The sequence below is a fragment of the Leptolyngbya sp. BL0902 genome (assembly GCF_016403105.1).
Taxonomy (GTDB): domain Bacteria; phylum Cyanobacteriota; class Cyanobacteriia; order Phormidesmidales; family Phormidesmidaceae; genus Nodosilinea.
Window position 1 is genome coordinate 3,472,867 of the sequence record NZ_CP046155.1, and the last position, 19,037, is coordinate 3,491,903.

15 protein-coding genes are annotated in these 19,037 nt (G+C 59.0%); 5 read left to right on the forward strand and 10 right to left on the reverse strand.

Features of this window, described 5'->3' with window-relative positions:
* Positions 1 to 301: 301 nt before the first annotated feature.
* The 3 genes from GFS31_RS15390 to GFS31_RS15400 form a co-directional block, all read right to left on the reverse strand.
* Entirely contained in the window at positions 302 to 1,549 is a 1,248-nt protein-coding gene (locus GFS31_RS15390) for a DUF790 family protein (RefSeq protein WP_225907446.1), read from the reverse strand.
* A gap of 107 nt (positions 1,550 to 1,656) precedes the next feature.
* On the reverse strand, positions 1,657 to 4,818 hold the full coding sequence (locus GFS31_RS15395; protein ID WP_198805667.1) for a choice-of-anchor I family protein: 3,162 nt from the start codon (positions 4,816 to 4,818) through the stop codon (positions 1,657 to 1,659).
* 534 nt (positions 4,819 to 5,352) lie between these two features.
* Positions 5,353 to 5,868: a gamma carbonic anhydrase family protein gene (locus GFS31_RS15400; RefSeq protein ID WP_198805668.1), complete on the reverse strand. Its 516-nt coding sequence runs from the start codon at positions 5,866 to 5,868 to the stop codon at positions 5,353 to 5,355.
* A gap of 213 nt (positions 5,869 to 6,081) precedes the next feature.
* Between GFS31_RS15400 and GFS31_RS15405 the strand changes: the two genes are divergently transcribed.
* The 3 genes from GFS31_RS15405 (at position 6,082) to GFS31_RS15415 (ending at position 8,619) form a co-directional block, all read left to right on the forward strand.
* Complete coding sequence (locus tag GFS31_RS15405) at positions 6,082 to 6,594, forward strand: TIGR02652 family protein (protein WP_198805669.1); 513 nt, start codon at positions 6,082 to 6,084, stop codon at positions 6,592 to 6,594.
* Positions 6,595 to 6,725: 131 nt separating this feature from the next.
* Positions 6,726 to 7,211, forward strand: coding sequence for a VOC family protein (locus GFS31_RS15410; RefSeq protein WP_198805670.1), 486 nt, complete (start codon positions 6,726 to 6,728; stop codon positions 7,209 to 7,211).
* On the forward strand, positions 7,195 to 8,619 hold the full coding sequence (locus tag GFS31_RS15415; RefSeq protein WP_198805671.1) for an AAA family ATPase: 1,425 nt from the start codon (positions 7,195 to 7,197) through the stop codon (positions 8,617 to 8,619). The genes GFS31_RS15410 and GFS31_RS15415 overlap by 17 nt, the downstream gene beginning before the upstream one ends.
* A gap of 70 nt (positions 8,620 to 8,689) precedes the next feature.
* Here the strand turns inward: GFS31_RS15415 and GFS31_RS15420 are convergent, their stop codons facing one another.
* From GFS31_RS15420 to GFS31_RS15445, 6 genes are all read right to left on the reverse strand, one after another.
* Positions 8,690 to 10,378, reverse strand: coding sequence for an ATP-binding protein (locus GFS31_RS15420; RefSeq protein WP_198805672.1), 1,689 nt, complete (start codon positions 10,376 to 10,378; stop codon positions 8,690 to 8,692).
* 138 nt (positions 10,379 to 10,516) lie between these two features.
* Complete coding sequence (locus tag GFS31_RS15425; RefSeq protein WP_198805673.1) at positions 10,517 to 11,092, reverse strand: DUF1802 family protein; 576 nt, start codon at positions 11,090 to 11,092, stop codon at positions 10,517 to 10,519.
* A gap of 122 nt (positions 11,093 to 11,214) precedes the next feature.
* On the reverse strand, positions 11,215 to 13,833 hold the full coding sequence (locus GFS31_RS15430) for a putative bifunctional diguanylate cyclase/phosphodiesterase (RefSeq protein WP_198805674.1): 2,619 nt from the start codon (positions 13,831 to 13,833) through the stop codon (positions 11,215 to 11,217).
* Complete coding sequence (locus GFS31_RS15435; protein WP_198805675.1) at positions 13,826 to 14,491, reverse strand: MEDS domain-containing protein; 666 nt, start codon at positions 14,489 to 14,491, stop codon at positions 13,826 to 13,828. Before GFS31_RS15435 ends, GFS31_RS15430 begins: the two co-directional genes overlap by 8 nt.
* 269 nt (positions 14,492 to 14,760) lie before the next feature.
* The gene (locus GFS31_RS15440) at positions 14,761 to 15,681 is read right to left on the reverse strand and encodes an MBL fold metallo-hydrolase (protein WP_198805676.1); all 921 of its coding nucleotides are present in this window, start codon (positions 15,679 to 15,681) and stop codon (positions 14,761 to 14,763) included.
* Between the two features lie 15 nt (positions 15,682 to 15,696).
* Entirely contained in the window at positions 15,697 to 17,418 is a 1,722-nt protein-coding gene (locus GFS31_RS15445; RefSeq protein ID WP_225907447.1) for a SpoIID/LytB domain-containing protein, read from the reverse strand.
* A gap of 143 nt (positions 17,419 to 17,561) precedes the next feature.
* Here GFS31_RS15445 and GFS31_RS15450 point away from each other — a divergent pair, with 143 nt between their 5' ends.
* Complete coding sequence (locus tag GFS31_RS15450) at positions 17,562 to 18,347, forward strand: DUF4058 family protein (RefSeq protein WP_198805677.1); 786 nt, start codon at positions 17,562 to 17,564, stop codon at positions 18,345 to 18,347.
* 58 nt (positions 18,348 to 18,405) lie between these two features.
* Here GFS31_RS15450 and GFS31_RS15455 read toward each other — a convergent pair whose 3' ends face one another.
* Positions 18,406 to 18,699, reverse strand: a complete 294-nt coding sequence (locus GFS31_RS15455; RefSeq protein ID WP_198805678.1) for a hypothetical protein — start codon at positions 18,697 to 18,699, stop codon at positions 18,406 to 18,408.
* A gap of 106 nt (positions 18,700 to 18,805) precedes the next feature.
* Here GFS31_RS15455 and GFS31_RS15460 point away from each other — a divergent pair, with 106 nt between their 5' ends.
* Positions 18,806 to 19,033 carry a transcriptional regulator gene (locus GFS31_RS15460; protein WP_198805679.1) on the forward strand — a complete coding sequence of 76 codons (228 nt, stop codon included), beginning with the start codon at positions 18,806 to 18,808 and terminating at the stop codon, positions 19,031 to 19,033.
* Positions 19,034 to 19,037 lie beyond the last annotated feature (4 nt).

Below are 19,037 nucleotides of genomic sequence, written 5' to 3' on the forward strand. Positions count from 1 at the left end.
TGAAAAATGCACATCAAGATTCAGGAATATTACTAGTCAAGACTTATGGGACTTCCTGACACCCGTTCTTTCTGGAGATGATTTTTATGATGTACAAAGTCTGTTGCATATTGCACAAGCTATAACCTAATAATAAGCGAGTCCATTTAAAGTGGCAACTCTCCTAAGCCGATAGCAAAAGCTTAGGAATTTTGCGTGTATTTACGGAATTATTGGTAAGTAGAGAATTAAGCCAATTCGCTTAGAAATTAGTTCTCAAGCTATATGTACTGTGATTCAGCCATCTATTCCTTCCTCTCTCCTATAATTCCAACACCTCCAAAACGGCCTTGGGTTGCAGCTTGGTTTTGAACCACACGATGGGCACGGGCACTTGGTTCACGTCCACCCCAGCTTTTTCTAGGTTCAGCCGTTCGGAGATGGCGAGGATTAGGTTGGTGCGGTCGGATTTGCGGACTTGGGCGAACTTTTTGCGGAGGTATTCCGGTCGCCAATAGCCGACGATTTCTAGCAGATATTCCCGCCCGTCGGTGTGGACGAGGCGAAAATCGGGAATCATGACGCTGCCGGGGATGGGGATGAGGTCTACTTCGCGCTCCAGTTTCCAGGGAGAATCGGCGGGCCAGCGGTTGACGAAGGATTCTTCAATCATGCTGTCGTAGGGCTTGCCGGGGGGATAGTGGGTGACGAGGCCGCAGTCGCTATCGAGGGTGAATTGGCGGCTGCGGATTTGCTGGCTGTAGCTGTCTTTGATTTGCAGGGTGGCGGTGAGTCGCCAACGGCTGACGTGCAAAATGGCGGGGATCAGCTTGGCGATATCGACCCCGTAGCGGGTGCTGGGTTTGAACAGGCTGGCGGGGCCGTCGATGGTGATGGTGAAGCCCTGGTCGGCGTCGCCTTCGATGTAGGTCATCAGTCGAAACAGCTTGAGGTAGCGGAACATCAGCTTGTATTCCCCCGGATCGTTGCGGTAGAGGTGCATCACCAAATCGCTGGCTTTGTAGAAGACGCCCTGGGTTTGGGAGAGGTTGTAGCGGTGCAGCAGGGCGTCGGGGGCGGGGGCGTCAAAGGTGGTGAGGATACGGTTTTCTTGCAGGTCGGCGTAGAGCCCCTGGCGCACCTCGTCCACGGTGACTTCGCGATCCAATTCCTGACTGAGTTGCTGGCTGAGTTGGTCATAGAGGCGCTGGCTGGTGTTGGGGGAAGGGGCCACCTGGGCGGCGAGGGCAAAGATGCGTTGCCGCAGATCCTCTGGTTCTAGAGGGCTAACCTGCTCGAAGGTGGTGAAGTGGTTTCGCAGCAGATGGGCCAGCCCTCGCCGGATGCGGTAGTTGGTGTCTTCCCCTTCCAAGTCCTGAAGTTGGCGGTTGAGGTCGCCCTGGGTTTGCCCCACTTGGGCCTGGAAAATGTCGATTAAGTCCGTGGCCATGGCCCGATTTGCCCCATTCAAGGCCAACCGATGGGGCTTAATGGCCTCTCCTTGGTAGCGATAGATCAGTAGGTCGCTGGGTAACGTGGCGCTGGCTCCAAAAACGACAGCTTGTTTCAACAGCCTATCGTCCCATAGGCAAGGGAGGCGCAAAAAATCCCAGAGTCCTTTCAGAACCCTGGGATTTAGCATGGGACAGCGTAAACGCTCTGAGGCTGGGAACCGCCCTAGAACACGAAGTTATCGGGGTTGCTGAGGGCCACGGCATCCACCCCTTGGAAGGTGATGAAGTTCGTGAACTGGTTGCGTCCGCCCCCGGTGCGGTCTAGGTCGATGGAAAGCTGGGCGCGGCCACTGTTGCCCAGGTTGCGGATTTGGATCAGGCCATCGGCGAGGGGGTTGGTGCCACCATAGCCGATGCTGGTCAGCAGGTCGGTGAAGACCAGTTGATCGGCCCCAACCTGGAAGTCGGTGATGGTGTCGCCGCTTTGGTTGAGGTGGGTGTAGACGATTTGATCGCGTCCGCCGCCCGTGGTAATCACGTCGGGGCCGGGGCTGGCCAGGATGCGATCCCAGCCGTCGGTGCCCAGCAACACATCGCGCCCGTTGGTGCCGGAGATGACGTTGAAGGGCGGCGGCGGCGGGGTGAACTCAAACACCGAAATAGTGTTGCTGACCTCGTTGGTGGTAATCAGCAGGGGCACGCCCGTGGGGCTCTGGTTGGCGCTGACGAAGGTGAGCCCTTCGATGCCCACATCCCCCGGCACGTTGATGTATTCGATGAAGGTGGGGCTGACCGGATTGGTGACATCGTAGACCACCACATCCCCGGTGCGCTCTAGGCCAATGAAGGCATAGGTGCGCCCGTTCACCACGCCGACCACCACGCCTTCGGGCTCTGGGCCTTTGTTGTCGCTGCGGGTGTCAAAGGTGTTGTCGGTGAAGCTGCCGTTGGAGTTGAAGATGCTGGGCACCTGGGCTAGGGTGAGGCGCTCCAGTTCGTCGCCGCTGTCGAAGACCAGGTTGCCGTTGCTGTCCCAAATGGAGAAGGAACGGGTGCCGAAGACCTCAATGCGGTCGAAGGTGCCGTCGCCGTTCAGGTCGCCCGTGGCGTTGGTGACAGTGAGGCGACCCAGGTTTTCCGGGCGCTTCAGTTCCGCCGCGTTGGGGAAGACGCTGGGGTTCAGCACGTAGCCGTTGGCCCCCACCCGCACCTCTTCCGCAAAGCCTGCGTAGTCGCGGGCATCCCCTTCGTTGGCGGTGATGAAGAAGGTCTGGCCGTTGACGGTGTAGCTGGCGATGGCATCGGGCTGGAACATGCCAAACACAGGCCAGTTTTGGAGGTTAACGCCGCTATCCCGGTCGCTGGCATCCAGGCTGTTCCCCGGCAGGCTGTGGTCTTTGTAGCCCAGGGGAATGATCCGGGTGACGGTGGCCGTGGCGATGTCTACCACCGCGAGGGCGTTGTTCTCTTGCAGGGTGACGTAGGCCAGCCGCCCATCGCCGGAGAAGGTGATGTATTCCGGCTCCAAATCCTGGGCCACGGTGGCACCGGGGCCAAAGATCCGTACCCCAGCGGCCCGCAGAGCATCGGCCTGGTCGTTAAAGGCCCGGAAGTCGGCGGTGCGTACCGTGGCGTTGGCCACCCCGTTGCTGATGTCGATGATGCTGACGGAACCTTCGGGGTCGAAGGAATCGGCCCGTCCGTAGCTGTTGGGTTCGCCCTCATCGGCGGTCAGCACGCGGGTGCCGTCGGGGGAGAACACCACCATATCGGGCAGGTAGCCCACTTCCACGGCGTTCAACAGGGCTCCGGTGGCGGCATCGTAGAAGCTGACCTGGCCTCGGCGCTGGGCTCCGGTGGCGCTGTCCACGATGGCGTAGGCGGCGGCGACGATGCCGTTTTTGATGGCGACGCTGTTGGGCAGCACATTCACCCCCGCCGGAGCGGCAAACCCTAGGGGCAGGTCGCCCACCAAGGACAATGCCCCCGTGGCGCTGAGGCTGAAGATTTCGATGCGGTCTCCGGCCACCACGTACAGCCGCCGACTGGCGGGGTCAAAGGCGGAGATTTCGGCCCCGTTAGCGCTGGTGATGGTACCCACCTGGCGCAGGCTACCCGTGGTGTTGTCCTCGATGGTGACGGTGGCGCTGGTGCTGGCCCCCAATCCGTAGTCCGTCGAGGATACCAGGGTGAGGATCACCGTCTCCGGCCCCTCGTTGGGGTTGGCATCGTTCACCGGGGTAATGGTGATGGTGGCGCTGGTTTCGCCCGCCGGGATGACAATACGACCACTGAGGCGGTTGTAGTCAATGCCGTTGGTGGCGGTGCCGCCCACGGTGTAGGTAACAATCAGATCGGCGGTGAGGTCGCCTTCGCGGGTAACGGTGAAGGTGCCCGTATTCACCACGGTGCCGGATTCTGCCGCATTGGCATCGGTGGCTACAAGGCTAACGGTGGCGGGGGGAGGGGCGTCGTTGTCGGCAATGGCAGCGGTGACGGCGCGAATCCCCAGCCCGTTGAAGTTGGCATCGGCACTGGAGACGCTGTGGGCAATGGTGCCCGTGTGGTCGCCCTCCACCAGGGTGTCATCCACCGCCGTAACGGTGATCACCTGGGGAATGTTCCAGTTGGCGGCGGTAAAGGTAACGGTGGTGCGATCCGTGGTGAGCTGACTGCCGGGATTCAGGGTAATCACCACATCGGCGGTGGGTTGGCTCCGCAGAACCAGGGTGTAGGTGTCGGATGCGCCGCCCTCGGTGACTTGGGTGGTGCCGCCGGATTCGATCAACGTCACCCCAAAGGTGTCGGACGTGTTGAAAATACCGGGGCTGGCCAGGTCGCCACCGCTGGAGGTGCGGGCATTTTGGGTGTTGTTGACCGTAGACGCCACCCAACCCGCGTTCACGGTCGTTGAGTCGAGGTTGTCTGCGGTCGTCCAGGCGCTAAAGCCTTGGGTGCGGGGGGTGCCGGGGAAAGCTTGGTCGCCGTAGGAGAGGCGATCCACTAGGTTGCCCTCAGCGTCATAGAGGTTGATTTCGTCGTTGCGGCCTAGGTTGTTGCTGCCCGCCAAGCCACCAATCACTTTCACCGACGCATCCAAGCCCCAAGCGGCCCGGAATGCCGCCGCCGTGGCCTCGGTCAAAATTACCGATTCACCCGGTTGCACAATGCCAAAGGCACTGAGGTCAAAGGACCCAGGGGTGCGGGAGTCGTCGTCAAAGCTCCATCCGGTCATGTCTACCGGAGCGGTGCCCACGTTGGTGAACTCGATAAATTCGCCGTTGGCCCCCTGGTACATGAACTCGGTAATCTGCATCCGGCCCACCAAAATCAAATCCAGATCCGAGGTCTGGGCATACAGAGTTCCGTTTAAATCCGTCGTCATAGCCTGTAATTCCCTGCTGAGTGATGTCACGACCTGCACGTTATGAAGGCGCTAAAAAATAGAGCAACCCCCAAAGAGGTTCCTCCTATTTCCTGCACGCAAAAAGCAATGTCAAAATTGACCGGGTCTTGGCAGAACTGCATGAAAACCGCCTTCCCTAGACCGGAAAAGCTGGGCTTCATCAGCTTGTTAGCCAACGCTTGCGATCAGCCCATGATCAAAAATCGTCGTCGCGATTTTGCTTAGAGCCGATCCTTGTTTCGGAGTTAATAACACACCAAAAACATCCGTATTTCCACATAAAACTGTAGCAGAATTAACGAAAGGTGTCGGTAAAACTTCGGTTAACACGCCGTTAAGGAGCCTGCCCCTAGCGGCCATCTAGGTTTGTGAGCTAGGTTTGTGAGCTAGTTTGACGACCTTGCGTGCAACGCGCTGACGTAGGAGCCGCCTGTGGGTGGCACCCGAATGAGTGCAGCCCATCCATGCAGCCCATCCATGCAACTCATCCGTGCAGCCCATCCGTGCAGCCCATCAGTGAAACCCCAGGTCGGTGCTTTTGCCCCCATGGACGAGGGCTAACTGGTAATACTTCTGGGCGTGTTCAATTAGATCAAGGGCTTGGGCTTCGGAGACCTCGCGGATGACCTTGCCGGGAACACCCATCACCAGGGAACGGGGCGGCACATCCTTCGTCACCACGGCCCCCGCCCCAATGATGCTGCCGCTGCCGACGCGCACCCCATTCAGCACCACTGCCCCAATGCCGATCAGGCTTCCGGTTTCAATGTGGGCGCTATGGATCACCGCCCGATGGCCCACGGTGACGCGATCCGCCAAATAGGTGGGCTGCCCCGGATCGCCGTGGAGAATCGCCCCATCCTGCACATTGCTGTAGGGGCCGATGGTAATGGACTCCACATCGCCGCGCACCACCGCCCCATACCAAATGCTGCACCCCTCCTGAAGGATGACCTGGCCCATCACCGTGGCATTGGGGGCCACAAAGGCTGCTTGGGAACAATCGGGACTGGGCCAAATCAAAGACATAGGGGAATGCTGACGCGCAGGACAATCATTCAATACAGTATCAGCCGGGACAAGTCCCTCTGGCGGTTCTGGGCCGGAAATTCCCCAGGATTTTAGGGATTTTCGCCCTTCCTCCGCCACGTTGGCTACGGAGTCTGCCGAATCCCAACGGTATAATACGGCTACAGCATCATCTTGATCAGCCCCCTAGAGGAAGTGTCTGGTTTCTGCCCAATGGTTAATTCCGCCCTGCAATACCCCATCTACGGCCCAGAAATCCAGTGCCCCCACTGTCGGCAAACCATCCCGGCCCTCACCCTGACGGATACCTACCTCTGCACCCGCCACGGAGCCTTTGAGGCCAACCCCGACACGAAGGATCTGGTGCATTTGCAATCGGGACGGCACTGGCGACAGTGGGAGGGGGAATGGTATCGCCAACACACCCACCCCGACGGCATCCGCTTTGAAATCCACGAAGCCCTAGATCGTCTCTATACCCAGGGTTATCGGGCGACCAAGGTGATCATTGCCGAGCGCTACAAGGATTTGGTCAACGGCTACCTAGAGCGTAACTCCCCCTGGCGCGGGCAGGCCGATGCCTCCGCCGCCCCGAAACTCTACGGTCTCCCGGTAGACTTTAGCCCCTCCGAAGCGGACGATCCCCAGTGGGCGGTCATTAACTTCACCCTCGAAAAAGAACCCGGAGTGCCCGTTCGGTATCCCTATTTTCGGCTGTTTGAATAACAGGATTGATGGAAGATTTGGATACTCATTTTTGGGGGACTGAGTGATTTTAAGGGATCGAAAATCAGCTCCTGTATTGTCCCCAAGCGCCACACCCATCGAGAGATAGGATTATCCGCCTATCCGATACTATGCTTCACCATGCTTCTATTCGCACCGCCGATATTCACCGGGCCATCGCCTTTTACGAACGGCTAGGCTTTGAGGTGCGGGAGCGCTTCACCACGGGCATGACCCTCGCCTGCTGGATGGAGGGCTTGGGTGGACGGATTGAGCTGATCCAAATTCCAGAGCCCCGTCCCGCCGCCGATGCCTTCCACGACGAGCACTATACGGGCTATTACCACCTGTCCTTTGATCTGACGGATCGGGTGGAGAGTTTGCCCCATTGGCTGGCGGAACTGCGGCAAGCCTTTGGCGTGGGGACCTCTGCAGTGGATGGCATGGCGGATTCCACCCCTGCTAAGGACGGGACGGCGGCGGGTATGCTTAGGGTACTCCTAGAACCCCAGCAGCAAATCATTGGCGATCACGTTTACGAGGTGGCTTTCCTCGCCGATGCCGATGGCCTACCCCTAGAATTTATCCGAGTCCTTGGCCATGTCCACACCCCATGAGGCGCTTCCCTTCATCGACAACTGGGCCTACCTAAAAACCGAGCTGGCTTGGCTGGATCGATTGTTGATGGTGGCGATGTCGCGCCAAAAGCGGGAAATCGAAGAGGTGGATGATTTTGCCATCTCCGATCAGGATCGGGTGACGAGCCACTGGTGGAAGGGGATCGTGTCCCTCAATGGCAAACCGGGCTATGACCATGCTCGTCCGCCCAAGGCCGCTGCTAACCGAGGGGCCAACTACGCCCAGCACCTCGAAGCCCGCATCCAGGCCAGCCAGCAGCAGGGGGTTTCCCTCGCTCTCCCCCAACTGCGGGATCAGCTCCAGCTCAGCGCCTTCGAGAAAAACGTGATTTTGATGGCCCTGGCCCCAGAAATTAACCAGCGCTTCGGGCGGCTCTACGGCTATCTGCAATACCAGCACGACGAATCGGAATGGGATTTGCCCACGGTGGATCTCTGCCTGCGCCTGCTCTGCCGCAACGACCAAGAATGGCGGCAGGCCCGCCCGATGATTGCCCCCAGCGGTCGCCTGGTTAGCCTGGGGCTGGTGGAATGGGCCAGCACCGAAGACACCACCCTGCTCAGCCGCCACCTGCGTCTGGCGGAACCCCTCACCACCTACCTGCTGTCCGAAAACCCCGACCCCAGCCAGATTCAGTCCTGGCTTACCGCCGCCCTGGCTCCGCCCCTGCAAGCCCTGCCCCCCACCGAGGCCGAGCCGCCCCTGGTGCTGCCCGACCCGGTGATCAGCCAACTGGATACCCTCTGCGCCCTCGTCCCATCCGAGGCCCATCCTGTGGTGCTACTTACCGGAGACAAGGGCACAGGCAAAACCCAAACCGCCCGCTGGATCGCCCATCGCCTTGGCCTACCGCTGACGGTGCTAGACCTAGCCGCCACCACCGAAGCCGACTACGAAACCCTCTTTGCTGCCCTTGCCGCCCTGCCCCCTGGGGTGCTGCTGATCAAAAATTCCCAGCCTTGGCTAGGCCGCACCCCCATCCTAGAATCCGCCCTGGTAGAACAATGGCTTACCCAGCGCCAAAGCCAACCGGGCCTAACGCTTTTTGCCGCCCACCCGTTGCACAGCATCAAACTGGCTTGGCGACAGCGCTGTGATGGTGTAATTGGCCTGCCAATGCCCACCGCCACCGCCCGCAAAACCCTCTGGAAACAAGCCCTTCCGGCAGACCTGCCCCTGCACCGCAACCTGCCCTGGACGACCCTGGCCCAGTTCCCCCTCAGCGGTGGCGATATCCAAACCCTGGCCCACACCGCCGCCGCCCTGGCCCGCCAAGATCAATCCCCCAGCCTTATGGCCACCCACCTCCAACAGGCGCTGGCCCTACACCACCCTCGCCTGAAATGGCCCAAGACCACCCAATCCTCCCAGTCCACAAAACCCTAACGGGGCCAATCTACGGATCCTCTAGGAATAGCCTGCGCCACCGTTCTAGGCCATGGAGCGGGGCCGTTTCCTATTCAATACTCACACCGCCAAAGGTTTCGGCGGCTTTGCCCGGTTTGGCGAGGGGGGCCTTTTCCATCTGGCGGGCCTGTTTGCGGTGGGATTGAAAATAGCCCAGCCATGCTGCCGGGGCATCCATGGTTTCGCCACCGTGCTTGGTTTTGCGCTGGCGCACCTGGCAAAGGACGGGGGTGTTGACGCAAGCCCCTGACACAATCACCTGGCCCTTGGTGAGGGAGGGCAGTTCTTGGAGCAAATCCCGTCCGGCGGCTTCCACGCCATACTTCAGGCTTTCCTGGTCTACGGGGTTCACAATCCGCATCAGAAATTGGCTCATGCACTGGGACAGCACATCGGAATCGAGCTTGCCGGGACGTTGGGTAATCAGGCCGACGCCCATGCCGAATTTGCGGCCTTCGCTGAGAATCGTCCGCAGAATTTGCTTGCAGCGGGAGGGTTCGTGGCCGGGGGCAAAGCGGTGGGCTTCTTCGACCAGGATAAACACCGGATAGGGCAGATAGTTTTCGTCGTCGGGGGCGATTTTGTCCTTGGCGGTGTTCATGCGGGCCTGGTAGCTTTGGCGCAGCACCGCCGCACAAATCACCTGCTGTTCTTCCTGGCTAATTTCGTTCATTTGCAACACGGTGACTTGTCCGGGGGCAAACAAATCCTTTGGGGCCAAGTGCTGCATTCGGTGAAAATAATCCGACCGTTCCAGCTTGCCCAATTTCCACTCTAGGGCGGGGGCAGAGGAACCCGTTTTTTCGTTGCCTTCGTCGTCGGTGCTGCGGTCGGATTCGTAGCAGGCGGCGATCAAATCCTGCACATCCCAGCGGTGGTCGCCCAGTTTGTGCTTGCCCAGCAGGCTAAAGGCTTTGTTGAGGATGGCCTGCTGGCGGTCGCTCATGTCGGGCAGCAGGGTCAAAATATCGTAGTAATCCAGGGAGGACATGCGAATGCGGATGTCGTCGGGGGTGAGGATTTTCACCGCTGGGCTATAGCCATCGTCCGCCGCAAAGGCCGGATGGCCGCGCATATCGGTGAGGGTGCCGTACTCGCCGTGGGGGTCAAAAATCAGCACCGCCGCCCGGTTGTAGGGGCTCATCAGTTCCTCAATCAACACCCCCGCCGTGTAGGACTTACCGGAACCCGTCCCCGCCAAAATCGCCATGTGGGTGCTCACCAGTTCCTTCACATCCAGGGCCACGGGCACCCGTCCACCGGGCCGCAGCAGCAGGGAACCAATGTGGGCCGACCCCGCCGCCTGGGGCTGCTTTTTGTTGATGATGGCCTGCAAACTGGCATCGTCCGCCAGGTAGACCTTTGCGCCTGGATCGGGGGCCATGCGGGGGTTAATAAAGCCCAGGGCCGGATGGAAATAGCCCACCACATCCACCGTCACCTCGTAGATCTCCGGGTTGGGATGGGCAAACCCCACCAGGGCGGCGATGGCCTCCGGGTTGATGTCGGGGTCGGCAAAGAGGCGGTCGGGCAGGTGGTCGATCAACGTCAGGGCCGAAATTTTGCCCAAAATCTCCGCCTGGGGCAAGTCCACCACATCCACCCGGTAGTAGACAAACTCGCCAATCTTCACCTGGCGATGGTCGGCGGTGATGAACAAATATTGGTTGCCCGTCTCCCCCGGCCCTTTCACCGTGCCAATCACCGGAAGCTCTGGAGGTTTGGGTTTGGGTGCCATCGGGATGTCCTACTCCGGGGGTGCCGTCCGATTCGTCACCGCAGGGGCCAACGACCAACGGCGGAAACCATTGCCAAAAAAAGTCTAGCACCCTTCTTTAGATCACCCGTACGTCTCTCACCCTAGGCCTGGGTTTGCCTAAAGCATTGCCGCCTCATCGGGCAGATCGGCCAAAAGGCGCGAGACTCGGTGCTGATAATCGGTATCAGTGAGAGCGGGGGTGCTGTCTTCTACACCGACGCTTTGCCCTAGTTCCACCCAGGAGCGACATCCTCGATAGCCGCTGTGCCACGGTAGCGTCACGGGGTTGTTAAACCGATAGGCCCGCAGCAACAGGCCGTAGAGCGGGCGTTCCGACTGCCACTGGAGGCGTTCTTGCACAAATTGGCTTGTCCAAATCAGGTCGGGCACGAGGTCTAGGGCGGCTTCGGTGGAGGGCAGGGTGAACCCGTGGGTAATTTCGGCCCAGCCTGAGAAGATTACGGATTCGGGCTTTTCGTCCGTTGGGGTGGGTTGCACCAGGTCTTGAAACTCTGGCTTAATCAGCCCTGGCTTTTGGTGCTCGAAGGTGGGCAGCAGCAACCCCTGGCGCGTCACCACCGAGAACTGCCCCTGCTGTTCCCGAATGCCGCCCTTCCGCAGCAGCAAAATTGTCTGTCCCTGGAGCAGGGCCGTTACCGCTGCATCCCATTCCTTCAGCGCCCAAGTCAGCATGGGTTATTCCTCGCGCAGGGGTGAATCCAAATCTCTAGCCCATGGTAGGTTAACCCGCCCAAAATGAAGCAGGGGGGAATCTAATCAGGCCAAGGGCGAGACGCAAGGGCGAACACCCGGATCTAGCGGCGATGGCTGAGGTGGCCGAGGGCTTTGAGATAGCCCAGCAGTTCCCGCTGGATCTGGCGGAGGTGCTGGATTTCGGCTTTGCTCAGCCCTGGGTTGAGGGTTGGGCTAGTGGCCTGGGTCAGGGGGCGATGACCCAGTTGGGCCAAGGCTTGGTAGGCTTTCTGGGCGTTGTGAAAGTGGGGATGGTGGCCGTAGTGCTGCTTTCCAGGGCCGTTGAACCAGATCTCTAAACGGCTGGAGGGGCCAGGGGGCAGGGTGGGCCGAAAGGGAGAAATTGGGGAACTTGTCCTCTGGCTGGGGGCTACCAGCTGCTTCACCCAGGTGGAAATTTCTAGGTGGGCCAACAGCAGGGGCCAGTCATCGCGGTTGAGGGGGTGCTGTCGTCGCCATACGGGGGCGGTTTTCCAGGTCTCTAGCCAGGTCAGCAACTCTACAGCGGGCATGGGACGGGCAATACTGTAGCCCTGGGCCAGTTCGCAGCCCAGTTGCAGCAGCAGCTTGCCATGGGCCAAGGTTTCCACCCCTTCCGCCACCACCTGCCGCCGAAACACCTGGGCAAGGTCAATCACCCCTTCAATGATGGCCAGGTCTTGGGGATCCCTCAGCATATTGCGAACAAAGCTTTGGTCAATTTTGACCTGGGCGACGGGAAGTTGTTTGAGGTGGGCTAAGGAGGTTGACCCCGTTCCAAAGTCATCCAGCGCAAACTGCACCCCCATCGCCTGACATGCCTCAATTACCTCGGCCATGCGATCTAGGTTTTTGATGGCATTGGTTTCTATCACCTCAATTTCTAGGGATTGCGCTAGGGCGGCGGGATAGGCGGCGAGGAGAGCCGTCAACCGAGCCACAAAGTCTGGCTGTTGCAGGTGTTGGGCTTCTAGGTTCACGCTAATGGTCAGCGGTAGCCCTGCCCCGTGCCACTGGGCCAACTGGTCTAGGGCGGTGGCTATTACCCATTCCCCCACATCTGTGGCCAGAGGATGTTCGGCTAGGGCCGGGAGAAATTGCGCGGGCAGCAGCAGCCCTTGGTCGGGGTGTTGCCAACGAATTAGGGCTTCGGCCCCCAGCACTTGGCCCGTACCCATATTCACCTTGGGCTGGTAGTACAGCTCAAACTGCTCCTGGGCGAGGGCTTGGCGGAGTTGGTCTAGGCTGGCACGGCGATGGTGGGCGCTGCGGTGGCCATCGGTATCAAAGAGGTAGCAGCGGTTTTTCCCCGATGTTTTGGCTTGGTACATGGCTTGATCGGCCTGTCGCAGCAATTGATCGGCATCGATGGGGTCAAGCTGGGGGTAAAACGTAGCTCCCAAACTGGCCGAAACCTGTAGGGTATCGCCGCCCCACTGCACGGGTTGGGCGGCGGCAGACAGGATGCGCTGCAAAATGGGCTGGCTACCCTCAGGGCTCCCCACATCCAACATCACCGCTACAAATTCATCTCCTCCCAAGCGGGCTAGGGTGTCCTCTTGGCGAAGGGCGCGGGTCATGCGCTTGGCCACAGTAATGAGTAGGTAATCCCCGGCTTCGTGGCCGTGGTTGTCGTTCACCGCCTTAAACCCGTCTAGGTCAATGTAGGCCACCGCCAAGCACTGACGATGGCGCATAGCCTGGGCCATGGCCTGGTGCAGGCGATCCGCCAACAGGACTCGATTAGGCAGGCTGGTGAGGGCATCGTAGTGGGCGATGTGCTCTAGTTCTTGCTGATGAATTTTTTGTAGGGTGATGTTGGAAAACAGGGCCACGTAGCGCTGGGTTTGACCCTCGGCATCGCAGACGGCGCTGATGGTCAGCAGTTCGGCATAGACTTCGCCATCCTTGCGGCGATTCCAAATTTCGCCACACCAGTAGCCCTTGTCCGCTAGGTCTCGCCACATGGCCCGATAAAACGGAGCCTCTTGCAGACCGGATTTCAGCAGGCGAGGATTGCGTCCTAGGGCCTCCTCACGGCTGTACCCGGTGATGTGGGTAAAGGCTTTGTTCACGTCTAGGATGGTGCCCAGGGCATCGGTAATCAAAATGCCTTCGCGGGCGTGGGTGAACACACTAGCAGCCAGTTCCAGTTGTTCGTTGCTGGTGCGTAGTTCCTGCTCAAGCTGCTTGCGGTAGGCAATCTCATTCGTCAACTCCTGGGTGCGATTCTCCACCCGTTCCTCTAGGTGGGTGAGGAGATCCTGAAGGCGGCGGTTTTTGTCTTGGATATCGCGCAAAAAAGCCCGATTTTCCAGCACCGTCGCCACAATATTGGCAATATTGCTGACATAGGGCCGATAGAGGTAGAAAATCTCCTCCGCATCGATGCCTAGCAGCAAATGGCCGTACTGGTGGCGCGGGCTAGATAGGGGAAAACTCTGCTGAACCAGGGGATTGGACGGTCTCGTGCCTAGGAGGGTAGGGCTGGGCTGAAGATGCCCCATCCCTTGGCTGGGGTAGACGATGCCCTCGACACACAGACTAACTTGGGCGACCCCCGGAATTTCCCGCAGGGCTGCCCCTAAAAAAACCGCCATCGCCCCCGAATCGGGCAGCACATCTAACATGCTGGGAATCACCAAGAGGCGACCCAACACCTCAGGCCGCACCGATAGGGGGACAGAGGTAGCATTAGCCATCGAGGGGCAATCCGTGACGGGTCAGGAACTCTTCGGGCGGGATGTAGTAAGGATTGCGGACGATCTGGCCGCGCACCACCATCATCGGATGCACTTGGAGGATCTCAAACAGGGTGGCCCCATCAAACTGGTTGGCATCGTACTGGCAGATGGCCGTGAGGGGATGGGTTTCCATCAGCAAATTGAGGCGAGACTCGTACTCCACCAGTTCTTCGGCCCCGGTGATGTGGGGAGACAGCGCCCAGGACATTTCCCCCGTCACCCGCACGTTAGGCCAGTGGTTTTCTTGGCAGGTATGATGGAGGTCTTTGAGACGGCTAATCATCCCCTTGGCCGTAAAGTGGCCATCGGGGCAATAGACCGTATGGGCGGGGCAGAACATCACATGGTCGCGGTGGCGGGCGTCGGGGGGATGAATGCCAATGGACATGAGGTATTCTTCTAGCAAATCGGCATTATCCAGATCGGCAAAATAGCCCACCAACTCCTCGCTAGTAATGCCGCTGTTGGTATAGCGGGCCACCACCTCGCGCCGCTCGTCCTCATCGTTGAAGATGTAGCACATGTGGGTATTGGCCGGAAAGGGCTCCGCCGTAAACCCCATATCGATAATCGGGCTGGTGGCTGCATCGGTATCAAGCCTGACGGTCGTAGTCATAGGGTAGTCTCCTTACCCAGCGGTAAAGTGCCCAAGTTGCCTCCCCCGCTGGGTGGCAATACAACAACCGGAGAGTTCCAGAACACGATTCCCCGCCCCTGCTATCACCACCCTGGTTTCGTGCTCGTAACCCTGGCTGGTTAGGGCCATATCCGCCCTAGGGGAGAAGATTCCCTAGAAGTCGCCTTATTACGAGTGTGCCCTGTTCTGAAGGCTTGGGCTCTGTGCCGAGCGTTAATTTTTGTAGGTTCTGGGCGGTTTGCTCAGGATTATCCCGGATCGGTCGGCTGGGGTGAGCCCCCCTGGAGGAGATCAATGATCATCCCCTCCTGCGCCAAGGCCGCTTGGGGAAAGGCCGCCTGAATATGGCCTTCAAGCTGGGCGAGGTAACTATCGCTGTGGCAGGGGTTGTGGTGAAACAACAGCAGCCGCTTAACGCCGCTGGCCTTGGCAATCTCCACGCCCATTTCCCACGGGGCTTGGTGATGGCTTTGTAGGTCGGCGTAGGCCATGTCGAGGTAGGTGCCGTCAAAAATCAGCAAATCGGCGGCGGCGGCCAAAAAGAGAAGGTTGGGGTCTGCCACTGCCGCATCGGGATCGGTGTCGCTGGCATAGACCATCGACTTTCCCTGCCATGTCACCCGATAGCCCAGGGCAGCGGTATGAGGATTGAGGCTGACGGTATCAATGCTCACGTCGCCAATCTTGAGGTGGCTACCGGGCTGGATGGTGTGAAAGGCTAGGTCAGCGGTCATCGCCTGCAACGGCTTAAAAAAGTTGGGCCGCAGCATTTGCTCGGTGAGGCGCTGCTTGATGGAGGCCCCATTCAGAGCGGTGGCCCCATAGATGTGTAGATGACTGTCCGCATCGAAGGCGGGATGGAAAAACGGAAACCCCTGGATTCGATCCCAGTGGGTATGGGTAAAAAACAGATGGGCCTCCACGGGCCGATCCTGCTGGGCTAACTGAAGCCCCAGGGATCGCAGCCCCGTACCGCCATCAAAAATCAGGCGTTGATCCGCCACCTGCACTTCGACACAGGCGGTGTTGCCGCCATAGCGCACGGTATCGGGGCCGGGGGTGGGGATATTGCCCCGCACGCCCCAGAAGCGCACCAAAAATTGGGATGGGGGATGATCAGGAACAGCGTCGCGAGAAGAGTGGGATCCAGATGGAACAGCGTAGGACATGGGGCAGCATAGGAACTAGGGCGAAGGTGCAGCACCGCTGGAGGTGAGAGGGTCACGCCACAGAATAAGGGCGTCGCTGAAGGGTTGAAGGGTCGTACCGGGATAGTAGAACTGAAGGATGCGGCTATGGCTCCACCCTAGATTACCTAAATTGTAGGATCCCGCTTGACTAAGACCGACCCCATGGCCCCAGCCACCCCCCACAAAGCTATAGCCCGTGAGCACTGGGCCAGACGGCGTTGGTGCAGTGGCCGTATCGTAGATGGGATCAACGTAGAACAATAAACTGCGGGGAGCCATCAACACCCGCACAATTTCGTCCTTTTCTAGGCGCACCACGCCAATATCGGTTTCAATCTCCAGCGCCTGCACCCGGCCCGACGCGGCCCGTTCCGCCACACGCACCGCCGTCACCCGGTTCAGACCCGCCAAAGGATGCTGACGACGGCCCAAAAAGGTTCGCAATTCCTGGGCAATTTCGGTCAGGGTACTATTGTTGCGCCAGCGGAAAAGTCGCCAGGTTTCTTCATTAAAGCCGCGATTTAGACCAATAAAGGCCCGAAAATTTTCCTCGTTGTTGAGGGGCCGCTGGGTCAAATCCCAGGCTCCAGTAACGGAATCGACCACAGACCGCAGATAGGGACGGTCGGGGCCATTCCACACATCGCTGAAAGGAGCCGTCACGCCGCCCGTGGTAGAAGAATACAGCGCATCCACCAGTTCATTTTGGTAGGTAAGCACCTGGCCGCTGGTAGCCACAATCGCCCGATCCGTCACCGGAGCCGTACCCGTTAGGCCGCGATAGACCTGGCACTGGGTATCGGCACAGAGTTCATAGTCGTCAATTTCAAAGCGGCGCAGGTTGCGCAGGGCATAGGTGCGGGCCAAAATCGCCTGGGCCTCGATGGCCGGAACGGGGGCACCGGGGCCAATTTCGTGGGGCACCACCCCGCGCAGGTAGGTTTCCATCGGCACCGCATTCACCAGGGTGTAGGTGCCGTAGGTGTTGGGCTGAAGCCGCAGGGTACCGCCGTAGACTCGGTTCACGGGCGTTTCCCCTGCCTGAATCACCCGCATCGTGCCGCCGCTGGATTGCAGATCCAGAGTGTCTCGGTGATAACGAAAGCCATTGGCCTCAAAGTAGGATCTTGGAATTTGGCTCAATACTCGGCTATCCAGATGCACCTCGTTGAAGCCGTTTTCCCGCAGGTTTTGCACCAACAGCCGCCGCACCAAGGGGCTGTCGTAGGCTGCGCGGTTGGCCCAGATCTCCCAGCCCCCCGGTTGGGCAATTTCCGGCTCAATGCCCCGCTCTCGCCATTGGTGGGCGCTATATTCTGCACTTTCAAAGCTGCGATGGTTGCTCAGCACCACCCGTTCCTTCAGGGTGGCCTCCGCCAGGGCCGTTGGTGTCACCCCCACCACCACCCGCGTCGTTGTCACCGTTTGAGGCTGGCCGCTGGTCTCAAACCGCAGGGTAAGCTGCTCCCCCGGCAGGGCTTCAATCACCAGGCTGTCCTGCAATTCTTCCCCAAACCGCTGCACAATCCCCACCTGAATCACCGGATTCTGCGCGGCCTGCATCGCACCGCCCCAGCCCAGCCCTAGGGAAAGGGTAATTCCACCCACAAGGCCGCTTGCCACCCCCAGCCACCGCCGCCGCCGTTGGGGTAACGCCTGCCGCCAGGACGCTCGATGCCCCGAAAACCGCCCGTGGTGTTGGTCAAACTTGCCCATCGTGAAACGTCCCCTAGGAGACGAGGGAAACAGCCTAGCTCAATTTGGCATTCTATCGCTTTGGCCCTAGGTTGGCTGTGATGAGTCTCTAGAATCATTACCGACGCCCTAGGATGGAGAAGAAGGCCCATCAACCGATTGCCATGCCGTCCCCTTTTCCCGGAATGGATCCCTACCTGGAACACCCCGAACTGTGGCCAGAGTTCCACAATCGTTTGCTGGTCGCCATTGCCGATAGCCTCGGCCCGTCCCTACGCCCCAAATATCGCGTCGCTATCGAAAAACGGGTCTACCAAGAGGGGCCGATAGATGTGCAAGTGGGCCGCCCAGATGCCTTGATTTTTCGGGGATTATCGAGGGCCGAACTTCCCCTAATGCCGTCCGCCCAGGGGCAAGTTTTGGTAGAGCCGATCATGGTTGAACTGCCCATGCCAGAGGAGGTGACAGAGCGGTTTTTAGAGATTCGTGAAGTGGGCACTGGAGCCGTAATTACGACCCTAGAAATCCTCTCGCCCAGCAACAAACGATCTGGCAAAGGACGGCAGCTTTACGAAGAAAAACGGCTCACGATTTTAGGCAGCCAAACCCACCTGGTTGAGATTGATCTGATTCGCGCCTTTGGGCCACTTCCCCTACGCGGAGCCGTCGTGACCATGCTCTACCGCATCCTCGTCAGCCGTGCCGAACAGCGCCCCCTCGCCGCCCTCTACGGCTTCAACCTGGCCGATCCGATTCCTTCCTTTCCCGTTCCTCTACAGGCCGAAGATCCCGCTATTTGGGTGGATCTCCAAAGCTTAGTCACCGAGGTTTATGACCGAGCCAGCTACGATCTCGCCATCGACTACCAGCAAGATCCTGTACCGCCGTTAGGGGCCAATGATGCCACTTGGGCAGAGGACTGGTTGCGTCAGCAGGGAATCCGATCATAAATCGCGTATTTTCATGCTGTTTACCAGCCTCTTTCCTAATTGGAGCTATCTCCCTGTCCTACGTTTTGGGGAGGTACTTGACTAGAGCTTTCATGACTTCATGGGGCTGAAATTGTAAGGGTCTGTCGGCATTGGGAGCGCTGAGGAAGTCTGTCCATTCAAAGATTTCGGCGAAACCGAGCTGGTGGAGGGCGACGACGATGGAGCTGACGGCGGGTTTGCTGCCGATGATGAGGATTTTGACGGGTTCTCGGTCGGGGTGGGGGTAGGTGTGGAGTTTGAGGGTGAGTTCTAGGTGGACGGGGTCGGGGCTGGTGAGGCGGGTGCTGTAACGGGCGGTAGGGGTTTGCATAATCTGTCAACCACTAGGACGTTGCAAGGCAATCTACCCTGCCTAAAGGTTGACTGTCAACCAGTAGGATGTGTCTTGAGGGGTAATTCTCTGAAACCATGAACACATGGGAAAAGCAGGACAGGCGCTAAAACAGGTTCTAGAGGATTACAGCATCAGCCAGTTTGCGCTGGCGGTGGCGATGGATGTGGAACGCAATAATGTTTACCGCTGGGTGAATGAGAAGCGTGACCCAACGGCGGAAACGGTGGTTGAGATTGTGAGGGCATTAAAAACGCTGAACCCTGAAGCGGCAAAGACTTTTGCTGATTTGTATTTAGGTAATGAAACCTAGCATT

Bases quoted from the DNA above. Each gene is read 5' to 3' on its own strand.
- GFS31_RS15395 (WP_198805667.1), bottom strand. From the start codon at position 4,818: ATGACGACGGATTTAAACGGAACTCTGTATGCCCAGACCTCGGATCTG.
- GFS31_RS15400 (WP_198805668.1), bottom strand. From the start codon at position 5,868: ATGTCTTTGATTTGGCCCAGTCCCGATTGTTCCCAAGCAGCCTTTGTG.
- GFS31_RS15405 (WP_198805669.1), top strand. From the start codon at position 6,082: ATGGTTAATTCCGCCCTGCAATACCCCATCTACGGCCCAGAAATCCAG.
- GFS31_RS15410 (WP_198805670.1), top strand. From the start codon at position 6,726: ATGCTTCACCATGCTTCTATTCGCACCGCCGATATTCACCGGGCCATC.
- GFS31_RS15415 (WP_198805671.1), top strand. From the start codon at position 7,195: ATGTCCACACCCCATGAGGCGCTTCCCTTCATCGACAACTGGGCCTAC.
- GFS31_RS15420 (WP_198805672.1), bottom strand. From the start codon at position 10,378: ATGGCACCCAAACCCAAACCTCCAGAGCTTCCGGTGATTGGCACGGTG.
- GFS31_RS15425 (WP_198805673.1), bottom strand. From the start codon at position 11,092: ATGCTGACTTGGGCGCTGAAGGAATGGGATGCAGCGGTAACGGCCCTG.
- GFS31_RS15430 (WP_198805674.1), bottom strand. From the start codon at position 13,833: ATGGCTAATGCTACCTCTGTCCCCCTATCGGTGCGGCCTGAGGTGTTG.
- GFS31_RS15435 (WP_198805675.1), bottom strand. From the start codon at position 14,491: ATGACTACGACCGTCAGGCTTGATACCGATGCAGCCACCAGCCCGATT.
- GFS31_RS15440 (WP_198805676.1), bottom strand. From the start codon at position 15,681: ATGTCCTACGCTGTTCCATCTGGATCCCACTCTTCTCGCGACGCTGTT.
- GFS31_RS15445 (WP_225907447.1), bottom strand. From the start codon at position 17,418: ATGGGCAAGTTTGACCAACACCACGGGCGGTTTTCGGGGCATCGAGCG.
- GFS31_RS15450 (WP_198805677.1), top strand. From the start codon at position 17,562: ATGCCGTCCCCTTTTCCCGGAATGGATCCCTACCTGGAACACCCCGAA.
- GFS31_RS15455 (WP_198805678.1), bottom strand. From the start codon at position 18,699: ATGCAAACCCCTACCGCCCGTTACAGCACCCGCCTCACCAGCCCCGAC.
- GFS31_RS15460 (WP_198805679.1), top strand. From the start codon at position 18,806: ATGGGAAAAGCAGGACAGGCGCTAAAACAGGTTCTAGAGGATTACAGC.